Below are 12,813 nucleotides of genomic sequence, written 5' to 3'. Positions count from 1 at the left end.
ACGCTCAGCATCGGTCAGTGCATCACTTGCAGACGCCCGGCCTGACGACACCGAACACGTGCTCGTTGACGGAACGAGCAGACGGACGGCGCGGCGTACATTTTTGTTTCCGACCGCTATGGGTACGTCGGCAAACCCAGGAGTAGTTATCTGGAATCGACAATACGCTCGTTAAAATTTTAGAGCGTGAAATCTAAAACGGATTTAGCTATATGTGAGACCAGCCTGCTGGTCAACCTCTACCCCCAAAGGACCTGACATGTACGCAATTCAACAAATCCTCGAACCCACGACGCAAAACTCGAAACTCAAGCGTTTCGCCTGGACAGCATGGACGCTCGACGCTGCCGGCAAAAAGGAAATCCAATTTCGAGGTAATTCGACCATCGACCTCGAGAATGGTTGTAGCTTTGCGGAGGCTTACGCCGAACCGACAACCATGGAGCAAAGCCGAAATCCGCAATGGTTTGAGAAGACAGCTCCGCTTGAAATTGATGTCGCTGCATATGTCACGGAGCGTATCTCCCAATGTCTCGACAGCTCGGTTCCAGAGCTCCGCGACCGGATGACCACCATTGACGACGAGGATTTCGAAGAATTCACTTGCTGACACCCACGCCCCGCAAGCGGGGCTTTTTTTCGCGTTGTCGATAAAATACTCACAACCTTCGGCTGGCGAGTTTCCGCAATTCCACACGCGCCAGTCGGAACCGACTCGTCGGCTTCTTATTACAACGAGGACTTTCGCCGGAGCTCCGGCCGCCGCCTATACCCGGCCCCGTATTGCGCCACAAGCGCCACCTTCCGCGTAGTGTCACCGACGAGCCACCCTCGCGAGACCCGTCGGCAGGCGGGCTTAGTAGGCGGGCATAAGCGGCGCACTGTCCTAAAGCACTTACGGATAGAGCGTATGATGCTCGACAGGTCACCACGCATCGTCGAGCCACTCGCTCATGCCGGTGCCGACGAAAGAAAAAATGCGCATGTCAGAAAAATCCTGCACCAATTCTTGGAAAGGCAAATCGCGCACTTTGGGCACTGAGTCGGTCCCTCGATGCGCCACCGCGGGTCGCGTTCGCGGCCCTCGGCAACGCGGCGATGTTCTTCCGCTATGCGAGCCGCTTCCTCCGCCGCACGCCGTGCCGACAACTTTCGACATACGCACGTTCCTCCGGCGACAACTTCGCTGCCAGTTCCTCAGGAATCTCTTGTGCGTCAAGGGACAGGCTGCCAACAAATGCCTGCTCGGCAAAGCCGTGCGTATTCCCGTCAGCGCCCATTCGCACGTATCGCGAGCGGTACAGCGACGCACGGCCGTTGCGTTTCTTAATGTGCACTGTGGGCCTCCCTTTGCAGGCAGAAGGTCGCCAGATATGCCAGCTCCGTCAGCGAGAGCTTCATCAGAAGACTCATCGGCAGTTCCTGCTCAGCAGTCGGCAGGCACCCAACAAACTGCCGAATCCAGCAGCTGCGTGTGCTACCGCAAGTCCCTTTGGGAACAAAGAGCGAGCGGTAAAAATCAGTTTTTTGTTGAATTCAAGTATCAGTAGTTTCATTTTCGTGGTCTCCATTCACGTAGGGGATGCAACGTAGCGGCACACTGGACAAAGAGGTTGGTATCAAGGGGTGCGCCGGTGGCGCATCTTGCAGACAACGCGGCGATGGTCGCGTGGGCACTGGTTCATTCGAGAACGTGTGTCGCCGAGAGACAAATCGAGAGAACCCTCAGCATCGGTCAGTACATCACTGTGAACAGGCCTGGCCTGATGGCACCAAACGCGCGCACGTCGTTGGACGAGCGGACGGACGGCGCGGCGTGCAGCCCCGTTCGTTGACGGCATGTTGGTCGCGTGTGCGGGTCGCTGCGGCATTGGCGACACGATTGTGGGAGCAGAGCTGCCGCGACCGGGACCGGCAAGGCGGGGCGAACCCCGCCGCCGTCCCAGCGCGTGCCGTCATCGAAAGTGCGTGCAAGCGCGACAACGCGCGGCACGGTATCGGCGCGGGGTCCCCGCGATGCGTCGTAGAGCGAGTTGCTTACGCAGCGCGGGGCAGCCGGGATGGCACGGCATGCAGGGAGAAGAGTTGGAGACGCCGGCCATCGAGAGACATCGGGCATTGAGAAAACGGTATTGGGCGGCGGCGGGGTTCGCACCGGCGCAGCCGGTCGGGATGAACAGTCGCTTTGACGGACGTCGCGACGGATACATCGGTGCTGCGCGCCCCAAGCGCGCAAGGCTGGTCGAGGGGAAGAGACAGTTGACCCCTGCCCTCGCCCGGCCGGGCGACGAACCCTCGATTCAACCAACACGGGGCGGCTCACATGGTGGGCAGCTTTATGGAGGGAGTTAGCGAAGCGTCGCTATAGGTTAGACCGCCCCCATGTGCGCGACGAAACAAGCGATGGGCCGGCGACCCCGAATACGCCATCTTTCCGGAGCAACATCAATGCGCCAATCCATCGCGATACCAAACATCACCACCGACGATACTGACGTCGGCATCTCCGCGGCATCGGCGACGGCAACTACGGATTCCATCGTCGGCAATACAGCGACACCGCCGCCGGTATCGCACGCGACTCATCCCAGCAACCCTTGGACACCGGCGCCCGCATCCGTCGCTGCACATCCCGGCGACACCGAGACTCCCGAGAAGGTATCCGCGCTACACGCCGCCAGCAAACATGTGAAGCGGAAAATCGACCGCGGCCTCGTCGCCGTCATTCCGCCGAACCAACTCCGCCACACCATTCGTCTGCGCGCCCTATCTTTGGCTAACCGCTTTCGCGTGATTCGGACGATTGACGTCGCAATCGCGTGCTTCCCAGAGCGTCCGTTTAAAGCTGCGTTGACGGCTGCGCAGCGCGCCATGCGCGGAATGACAAAAGCGAAGCTGCTGCTTCGTTACCGCACAGACCGATTCCAGCATGTGTACGGCCTGACCGTAGGTGGCGCGCAATGGCTTGACGACCACGGGGATGGTGGTGTTCCGTCGGTCAGACGGGTCGCGGACATGTCAAATCCCGAGCACTCGCTCTGGATGCATTTCGTTACCCTCGCTTGCGAAGCACGCGGCCTAGTTGCCCGGACCGAGTCGGAAGCGCTCCAGGCTCTGAACAAAAGTCGACCTTCTGAATCACCTGTCCGGCAAGGATTCTTGAAGGTAACGGCACGAGCAAGGAAACTCGACCTTCGCCCTGACGTTCTCGCATACGAACCGGACGGCGTCACATGGTATGCGAGGCAACCAGTTGGCAAGCAAGCATCCATCACTCGTCCATAGTCTCTGCCCCCACCGCTATTGAACGGAATCGTTTTCAGTGTCAGCAACCTCGGCCGGAATTATCCTCCGTGCGACCGACCGCCTCGCTTACCTCTAATCCAGCAAGAATCCCGCCCGCCCGTCAGGGAATTATGCACACAGCGCGTCCCCGCAGAAGCTCATTTCTTGTAGTTCATGCGGCGCACAAAAAAGAGATTTCAGCTCGCACCGCAACTGTGGCCCTACCGTGTATTTGGAAGTAACGTTGCGACGAACCGCTACTGCGTAGTGCAGGCTGTCGACCCTTATGCAGCTTCCTCCCAGTAGGCGTGGAGGAAGCGTTGTACATCAGCGTTGGTCACCGGATACGTCCCAAGCCACTGCTCCACTTCCTTCTGAGTGACGAGTGTGACATGGTTTCGGCGCGCCTTTTCGACAGCGTTATCGTTGAAGAACTGGTTCGTTGCGACCCACTTTGAAAAGCTTACGCCTGGGTGCCGAAGTCGATATTCAGCTTCTGCCGAGACGACATCTTTGACGCCCTCGTCGTTTAGAGACGCGTTGACGGTACCCGAACTCTTGCACTGAATCAGGTCCCCGGTGTTTCCTGCAATTGCAACCACGTCGACTCCGCCATCGCGCGCAGGCGTTCGATAAACTGTTCTGAACCCCTTCTTCTGCCATACGGCTGCAACGTAAGCCTCGAAGTACTCCCACTCCATACGCAACACGTCATCCAGCGCGACTGCTCGGTTGAACGTCCCGTCGTTCGGACCGTCCGGGATAATGTCCTGGATGTTCCAGTCACTAGGCATCACGGTGCCGGAGCCATTGAGCATGTCGCTTGCAAGCTTGCGTTTGGTGTCCAGTAATTCGCTCAGACGCACTTCAAACGTCTTGAAATCTTCCGCGCTCACAATCGGCAGATAGACGAAGACCTCTCGCTTCTGGCCGATTCGGTACGCGCGGTCGGTCGCCTGGTCTTCCTTCGCGGGGTTCCAGTTTCGCGTGTAGTGGATGACGTGGTTGGCTTCCTGCACGTTTACCCCGTAGCCGACGGCGACCGGGGAAAGGATGATGATGCCGAATCCCGGCTTCTCCTGGAAAGCGCGAATCTGCTTTTGTCGGCTCGCGACGTGCTTCGCGGAGGCCGTGACGTCGCCATTGATGATGCGCGGCTCGAAACCGAACGTCTCTTTGATGTAGTAGGCGAGCATTTGCTGCGCCTCGCGGAACTCAGCAAAGACAATGGCCTTCTCGTCCTTGCCTTGAATTTGGCGCAGCGTTTCAAGGAGCCATCCGAGTTTGGGTGCATCCGCGCGTGCCTGCGCAAGTGGCTGCGGTGTGAAACGACCCAAGCCTGGTGCGTGCGGCGCAGTACAGATGGAACGCAAGTATTGCAGCACCCCGAGATGGTTTTTGAACGGAGACGGCGTCGCCTCTTTGTCGCCCTTCTTGAGGCCCTTGAACAGGTTCACTGCGCTCGTGTAGTACGTGCGCTGCAAGTTCGACATGGGAATACGCACAGGAATGATGCGCTTGGGCGGCAACTGTGCTACGTCCGTCTTCATGCGGCGCAGTATCTGCGGCTCAATCAGGCCACGCAACTCCTCGACGCGCGCCTTCTCTTCCTCCGTCTCGGCTTCAATCGGCTTGCGATAGCGCCGTCCGAACTCATTGAGTGCTCCGAGGAACCCTGCTTGGACTAGGTCGAAGAGGCACCACAGGTCGACGAGCGTATTCTCGACAGGCGTTCCGGTACAGGCCACCTTGAACATCACGTTCTGCTTCTTGGCGGCGCGCGTGACCATAGAGTTCGGGTTCTTGATTTTCTGCGCTTCGTCGCAGGCCATAATCGACCATTTGACAGCGGCGAACGAGAATTCGAGGTCGCGGAGCGTCTCGTAGGTCGTCAGCACGATGTTCGCGTCGCCGACCCATCCCGGCTGCAGGAACTTGACGAGATTTTCCTTTCGCAACTCCTCGTCGATGGCCGCGCGCGGCACACGAAGCGACGCCAAGTTGTCGCCGTAAGCGATGAGCGGCCGAAACGCGCCTTCCTTGAAGAACTTGCCCATCTCCTCCGCCCAGTTTTCGAGAAGGGAGACCGGCGCCACGATGAGCGCCGGCGGAAGTGCTGGATTGTCCTCAAATGCACGCGCCATGAACGTCAGCAGCTGGAGCGTTTTGCCTAGACCCATGTCGTCAGCGATGATGCAGCCGCGACAGTGATTCGGCGCCTGCTGAAAGAGATGCTGAAGCCATGCGACGCCCTTTTCCTGATGCGGCAGCAGCTTGGTCTCCGTCCTGAAGCCCGACGGAAGGACCGGCGACGGCGCAAAGGTGGTCAAAATCTCTTTGCGGACCTCCTCGTAGTCCACCGCCTCAACGTTTGGCTTCAACAGTAGTTGCTTCGCCTTCGGACGAGCGGCCTTGTCCTTGGCGTCGACGGATTTCGGCGGCTTGTCGTACCCCTCCTGAACATCTTTTCCAAAGTTGATGAACGCGTCGAGGATGTCGCGCGCTTCGGTGACCGGGATGGGCTTCGGGAATCCCGGCAACTCAACAGATAACTTGCCGGAGGCTTCTGCCTCCTTGAGCTTGGCACTCAGTTCGTCCTTGACGTCATCCGTGATGGGTACCGCAACCGGGTCGGTGCTGCCGTCCGGCGTGTACACGATGACGTTGACCAGGTGCTCAGGCCACCATTCGTCGCCCTTCTTCGCAATGTACGGCGAGTAGTACGGCTGCTCGAGGCCAATGTCGTTGACGCGTGAAGTGTACGCGCTCAGGTCGTAGACGTCGGCGTGCCGAACCAGAATACGGGGAGTTCGCCTTTCCTCCAGCGCGGCCTTCAGCAACGCAAGATGTTCTTCGCTATCTCCGAGCAGTTCGAAGTCGTAGCCTTCCCAAGCATAGAGCTGACGTTCGGCAGCAATCGCCCGCTCGGCGCCACGGATGAAGTGCTCCAGCTCCGCGTCATCTGAAAAGAGCCGCTCCTCCGCAGACACCCGGTCCGCGAGCGTCATCTCGATGGTCAGTCCGACGACTTCCGGAAATCCTAGTGCATCGCGGCGGATAATCGAAGTGAAGTGGTCGAAAAAGATGCCAGCCTCGACTTTGGCGCGCTCGAACTGCTCTTCATCGATGACCGCTTTCGCATCCTCGCCCAGCGCGGCGAAGGGATTGAGCAGGAACGCCTCGGCGCGGCTGCCGGAGACAAGACGTCCCGGCATCTTCCGGATGCTGGACAGCACGGTGTGCGCTTCGGGCGTCACGATGACGTGAACGGAGCCCTCGGGTGTGCTGATGTCATAGTGGTCCGGCACCGTCGGGTACGAATCGAAGACCTCAAGCCAGTTCGGAGGCGCACTCTCGAAGGTCGGAATAATTTCGACCATCCGCGTAGTATCCGCGCCCGTCTTTCGCGGGATGATGTTGATGGTGTCCGGCGTGACGACGATGCTCTTGTACAGAAAATGGTCCAAGCCCGCCTTCGCCGCGAGCGCGGAGCGTCGAATCTGGCCCCATCGCATCCGGTTCACGGTCTCGTTGCGCTCTTCATCTGGACGCGTCTGAAACTGTGCGACCTGCTCCACGGTCCCCCACGCCTCCCGTGAGAGCAGGCGTTGTTGGCCTTTGACCGATACAAGCGCGCCATTGCGCGTCACATCCTCAATGGAACGGCGATTGTTGTCGAGCCATCCACATACGCGAATGGAGAAATCCGGGTCGATTAGCGAATTGCGGCTTTCGAGTTCGGGCGCGAGGCCAGCGTCCGGCGGGAGCTCCAGCTGGTCAAGGCTGCGAGAGAATGCCGGCTCGTCGAGCAGGTTGTAGAGATTCTCCCACGACAGATGAGCGCTCTCGTCCGTCCCGATAGCGAAGCCCTCGTCGTGCAACTGCATGATGAGTGCGGGAACGGTCGGCGTGGCAAGCGGTGCCGCGCCTGCGCGGGAGCCGACGGCCTCAAATGTCCCAAGGTCGACGCCCTCAGGTCCGAACGCCCGCCACACGGCGGCGGTTTGCGACTGGGCCGCCCCGGTATCGGTCTTTCTCTTGAGCCACTTCAACATGCCTTGAATCCCCGTCTCTCTTTGTATTTGTTAGGCCTGGCGCCACCAGCCCCGGCCCGGGCGATACTTGAATCCGTACGCTTGCAGCAACGGCGTCATTCGATTGTCCTCGGGCTTGTCTAGAGCGACCCACAGGTAGCCCTCCCGCTCACGCATGTCTCGGACATAAATGTCGTGCTTGCGGCAGAGGTTGAGCAGTTCCTTTTCCTGCTTCGCCCCGAACGGCAGATGCACAATGGGGGAATTCGAAGCAGAGGTCGAAGTTGCGGGCTCGGCGGGAGCAGAACTACTGGTGGCCCCGGTTGGTGGCCTCAAAATCGACGGGTTGCGCCAAGCGCTCGCGGTCTGCCCGGCAGCGGTCTGCCCGGCAGCAGTCTGAGCGGCAGTGGACTGACTGGTGGCGGACTGGCGTGGCGTTACCTTCACCGCCGCCGAACCACTGGCAACGGGCGTAGCTGGCGCTTGGGAGCTCGCGAAGGAATTCCCGGCCGTGCGCGTCTGAACCTGCTGTTTGGCTGCCTGCGTCGGAACCTCGGGTTTCCAGGTCGTCCTTGAAGTTTTGCTTGCAGGTGAGGCGACCGGCGCGACTATGCCCCGAGAGCGCAAAGCGTCTTCGAAGATGTCTTCCCAGCTGTATCCGCCTCTATCGCGGTGGTATAGCTTTTCCGGGCCGAGCCGTCTGGATGAAGTCGCCTGAATGTGGTGGCGAATCGCCTGCGCCGAAATGCTGGTGTCGCCGTTCTCGAAAGGTACGTCCGATGCGCGGTACACGAAGCATGCGTTATTCTCGTGCCCGAATTCGGCCACGACCCAATCGTCGAACCGCATGATGAAGGCGTTATTCTGCCCGTCGCCCGCTCCATAGAGGTCAAGGGTCATGCCTTCCATCAGCTTGATGACTTCGACCATGCGCGGGTCATCGCTACTTCGCGTGTTAGGCCCGAGCGCGAATTTGACGTCCCCGACGACATCCGCGTACTTCTCCCAAAAGTCACGCCGCCTTTCACGCTTCAACTGGATATTGTCCTCTTCGTGCTGGTCCTGCTTGGCCAGAACGTTGAAGAACTGCTGAATCACGTGCAGCTTGAACCACTTCTTCACCATCTCCCGTGATTCGCGGGGCACCGAAATCCAGCCTGTGCTGCTTTCCTTGCGCAGGAAAAGCGGGTTCCCCCAGAAGTACAACGAGAAATCGCGCAGCGCACCGTGCAGCGGCCCGCCGCTGTGCTCGCAATATGCGCCCAGGACCTCCGCCAGCCCCTGATTGAACACAACCGGGTTTTGGCTTGCGAGCGGCTCGAGCAAGGGTAACAGCTTCGGGATGTAGGGCGTGATGCCCGCCTTTGCGGCGGCACGAACCTGGGCTAGGACAACCTGCTCCATGAGCCACGAGGTGCGGTCGATGCCAAGCGCTTGCTGAAAGTGGAGGAAAGACTCATCCTTTCCTTCGAGGACCTGACGCGCGAACGCGTCCACCGGCGCCTCAGAGAAAAGCTCGGGGTGTGCCACGAGTTCAGGAACCCAGTTCTCGTCCAGTCCGTCAGGGTCCCGAAGGCCGCTCGCACCAGAGTCCAACCAGGACCGAAGCATCTCCCAATTGGGGCGACCGGTCGTCGACGCACCCTTCATGTCGGGGTGGTAGCCGAGGTACGTATCGAGCAGCCCTTTATAGCAGTCGCGGAAGATGGTCCGGTGCTTACGGAATCGGTCGACGCCCGAGAGGACGGCGGGAAATCGGGTGTTGTCCTCGATGAGGCGATAGCGTATCTTCCCAATAGGCCGGTCACACCCGAGACTCACTAACAACGCATCGTGCGAGTGTCTGAAACGCGGCTCTTTTTGGAAGCGCTCGACGGCGTTGACGATGGCATCTGCGGGCGCCTTCGCGGAGTGGCCCTTGAGTTTTTGCGTCAGGGCTTCGAGTTGGTCTTCGAGGTTGCCCAAGGATGATTGCAGAAAGACCGGCTGGGTCTGCAGTCGGCTGAGTCGGTTACGCAGGTCGTCGAGGAAGCTCATTAACTTGCTCCCAACGCACAGGTGCCGAAGTTGCCGCGCGGCGCTCCGTTGGTCGACGGACGATGTTCGCCGATGCCCAGGAATTCCAGTCGAAGCTCCACGCGTCGGCTATCCTCGTAGGACGCCTTGGCCCCGTTGAACGAATAGCCTCCGACGAGAAAGAGGTCGCGGATTTGCTCGAGCTCGTCGTCGCTCATGCCGCTCTCGCCCGTCGGCGGTTTTGCAAGCAGAACGCACAGCACACGCTGGCTGCGCTGAAGGCTCAGGTTGAGGTTGTAGAGGTAGTCGCCCTCCGGGCTTGAGAATCCCTCCACCACAATCTGCTTGAGCCATTTCTGGCCGAGCGGGTCGCGTGCGATAGCGAGCACCTGAGGCACGAACGAGCGCAGCAGCTTTTGCTGCTCAGGTTTGAGCCCAGAGCTATTCTTCTCGAAGTGCGCCTTGTCCCCGAAGTCGATGACATTGCGGTCCATGTCGACCGAGATGCCGGCGTTCTTGGCGGCGACTTGCACGCGATGAAGTAACTCCGCGATTTCGCGGTCGCGCTCGGCTTTCTGGCGCTCGGCTTCGCTCACCTGCTTGGTGACGGCAAGCAGGGTCACCGACATCGTGACAAGGAACAGCACCATGAGCGCGGTCATCAGGTCCGCGTAGCTAATCCAGAACGGCTTTTCTGCCTCGCCCTTGCCGCCCCGTTTCAAAACGATGCGCGAGCTCAACATTTAAGCGCCCTCCTCGTCCATCACAACCGGGCGCACGGCCATTGCCAGATTCTCGATGGTGCGGCCAAGCAAGCCCGTCACCTTGCCGGTCGTGTCAACGAGCTTGCTGGCGGCACGCTCCATGGCCTCGGTGAGGTTGGTCTGGAACTTGTCGCTCGAATCCTGGAGGACATCGGTCACTCCATTCATGAACTCCTCGACTTGCAGTTGAGCGACCGTGAGCGCCTTGCTCGAGGCCTGAATCTGCTCGAGCACGTCATGGCTCAAGGAACCTTCTGCGAGCGCCACGACAGTTTTGAGTTGCTCGAGCATCGATTGGAATTCGTCGCATCGGGCCCGATAGTCAGTGATGACAGACTGCATCGTCTGCGATGCCGTGCCAACGTAGCCCGCTGCGGCTGCCAGCTTGTCGGTCAGAGTGGTCGCTTGATTGAGCGAACCCGTCAATGCCGTGCCGGCCTTTTCGAACTCGTGTGCCGCCGTATACAGGGTGTTCGCGCCCGCGTTCATCTGCGAAACGGTTTCGCCTGTCACCTTGCCCATTGCGTCAACACTTTCACGCATCTTGTCGACCGCAATACCGGTCCCGGAAACGATTCTGCGCACCTCCGTCGCGAGCGCGTCCACCGACGACGACATTTGCGCGGCGGCGGCCCGCGCGTCGGCGGAGATTTGAGCAACTGCGGCTTGGGCATCGGCGGCGAGTTGCTGCTGACGTTTTACCTGGGCAGCTTCCGCTTCTCCCGCTTGCTCCTTGAGGCCGTCGACCATCGACATGACCGAGTCCTTCACGCTGGCCACCGATTGCGTCAGTTGCGCGCCGGTTTCCTTTTGCGTGTTGGCAATCGAATCGGACAACCCGCTCACCAGCTTTGCGACTGAGGCACTCACATCGTCAACTGTCTTCTGCAACTGCGCGCTGGTCGTGCTCTGCGAGCTTTCGACATTGTTCGTCAACGACGAGACGAGACCGCCAACACGTTCCGTCACGTCGGACAGCGCCTTCGTGAGCGCCTCGCCCGTCGCGGTTTGGGAGGTTTCGACGTTAGTCGTCAAAGACGCGACGAGACTGCTTACACGCTCCGTCACGTCGGACAGTGCCTTCGCAAGTGCCTCACCCGTCGCGGCTTGCGACGTCTCGATTTTTTCGGTCATTTGTTTAACGAGCGCGTCGACATTGGTGCTGACCTTTTCCAGCGCGGCGAGCATGCCGTCGTTGGTCGCAGTGTGCGAACTGGTGACTATCCCCTTTATCGCGGTCGCCGCCTGCGTCATTTCATTAGTCATGCGGCTCTGGCTGGCTTCCATGTTCTTGATAGCCTCGGCCAACTGCTCACCCATCTTGCCTGTCGCGTCCGTTCCGGCGGTCGTGAGCGTCGTCGACAACTGCTCCATCTTCGTGACGGCCGATTGAAGCGCGGCAATCGTCTGCTGCTGCATCGTGTTGATGCCGGCAATCTGGTCACCGAAAAGGTCGCGCAGGCTCTGATTGAGCTCTTTCACGACCTCAGAGAGCAGATTGTGAACGGCGCCGGAGCGCTCCTTGGCAGCGTTTTCGACGGCCACTTGCACCGCCTTCATGGGTTCCGCAAGCGCCTTTTCTAGGCCATCGCTAATGTGTTGCCCAATTTGCTTGCCAAGCTGCTCCGTGGTTTGCGCTTGAGCGTTAATCTGCGCGTCGATGATGCGTTTTTGCTCGCTAATTTGGTTCGCGGCGACCGACTCCAGAATGCCCTTGAGGTCGTTGACGAGTGCGTCCTTCAGCGTCTTGCTGTTGGACAGATAGTCAGCCGAGGACTGAACTAAGTCTTGAAGCATTTCCTCGCCAGCACCCGCTTCGTAGAGCTTGTCGATTTCAATGGCGAGCGACTCGCTCTTCTTATAGAGGCTTGCAAGAAGCCATTTTTCCAGCAGCGTGATAATCATCGCGCAAGCAATCGCGCCTGCGGACACCGCGAACGCTTCTGACACGGAGCCAAGCAGCCCTTTCAGGCTATCGCGAACTTGAGCGGCATCCGCGCTCACGTTGAACGCGTCGAGCCCGTGCAGAATGCCAAAGAACGTCCCGATAATCCCGATACCGGTCAGGATGCCTGGAACGTGTTTGAAGAATTCAGCCCCGACGTAAGAGTCCACGGTCGTCTGAGTGTTGAAAAACATCTCAGCCGGAACGGTAGAGCGCTTCTTGTCGAAGACATAGTCCCGCTGCTGTGAATCGAATCGCTCTTGCTTGAAAAGCGTCTCGTCGTATTCGCTCCACAAGTGCGCCAGGTCTTTGTCTTTCTCAAAGAGTGGCGCAGGGTCCGCTCCAGCTTCGAGTCCCATCAGTCCGGCGATAATTCGTTTGAGCGCGGCACCGCGCAAAATGGCTCTTGGAATAAACCAGCAAACGAAGTAGCCGAAGAGCATCAGGATGGCCAGCGCGCACAGCTTCGCGATGACCGGCGCGTGAACGAAGGTCTGGTACATGGCGTGTGGTCTTTAGTTTTGTGGATGAGTCGGTTCTGCGGGCACCTTGATGCCTTTTTGACGGCAGAACTCGAATACGAGCGTCTCGAGCAGGTTTGCCTGACTTCGATTCTCATGATTTGCCGCAAGCATCAATGCGGTCTTGAACCGCGCCGACGCCCTGAAACTCATGGGCGTGTCTTTTCGTTCTTTCATGGCGTTCCCCGTTAGCCGTTGTGTATGGTAGTTGTACAGCGTCGCGCAATGCAATCAGATTTTTACCTCCC

6 protein-coding genes are annotated in these 12,813 nt (G+C 59.3%); 2 read left to right on the top strand and 4 right to left on the bottom strand.

The genetic code is table 11. From position 1 onward, the window contains the following. Positions 1–259: 259 nt before the first annotated feature. Entirely contained in the window at positions 260–610 is a 351-nt protein-coding gene (locus BLW71_RS03330; protein WP_091793142.1) for a hypothetical protein, read from the top strand. Positions 611–2,448: 1,838 nt separating this feature from the next. Then, positions 2,449–3,285, top strand: coding sequence for a hypothetical protein (locus tag BLW71_RS03325; protein ID WP_091793140.1), 837 nt, complete (start codon positions 2,449–2,451; stop codon positions 3,283–3,285). 284 nt (positions 3,286–3,569) lie between these two features. Here the strand turns inward: BLW71_RS03325 and BLW71_RS03320 are convergent, their stop codons facing one another. Genes BLW71_RS03320 through zorA form a run of 4 tightly spaced genes read right to left on the bottom strand, consistent with a single transcriptional unit; the run spans position 3,570 to position 12,547 of the window. Continuing rightward, on the bottom strand, positions 3,570–7,340 hold the full coding sequence (locus BLW71_RS03320; RefSeq protein WP_091793138.1) for an SNF2-related protein: 3,771 nt from the start codon (positions 7,338–7,340) through the stop codon (positions 3,570–3,572). 30 nt (positions 7,341–7,370) lie between these two features. Then, positions 7,371–9,356, bottom strand: coding sequence for an EH signature domain-containing protein (locus BLW71_RS03315; RefSeq protein ID WP_091793136.1), 1,986 nt, complete (start codon positions 9,354–9,356; stop codon positions 7,371–7,373). After that, positions 9,356–10,078 carry a flagellar motor protein MotB gene (locus tag BLW71_RS03310; protein WP_091793134.1) on the bottom strand — a complete coding sequence of 241 codons (723 nt, stop codon included), beginning with the start codon at positions 10,076–10,078 and terminating at the stop codon, positions 9,356–9,358. Before BLW71_RS03310 ends, BLW71_RS03315 begins: the two co-directional genes overlap by 1 nt. Continuing rightward, the gene (gene zorA / locus BLW71_RS03305; protein ID WP_091793132.1) at positions 10,079–12,547 is read right to left on the bottom strand and encodes an anti-phage ZorAB system protein ZorA; all 2,469 of its coding nucleotides are present in this window, start codon (positions 12,545–12,547) and stop codon (positions 10,079–10,081) included. Positions 12,548–12,813: the final 266 nt, after the last annotated feature.

Origin of the sequence: Burkholderia sp. WP9 (assembly GCF_900104795.1) — a bacterium.
Classification (GTDB): domain Bacteria; phylum Pseudomonadota; class Gammaproteobacteria; order Burkholderiales; family Burkholderiaceae; genus Paraburkholderia.
Note: the sequence above shows the minus strand (reverse complement) of the source record. Positions and strands in the feature narration are given on the sequence as shown.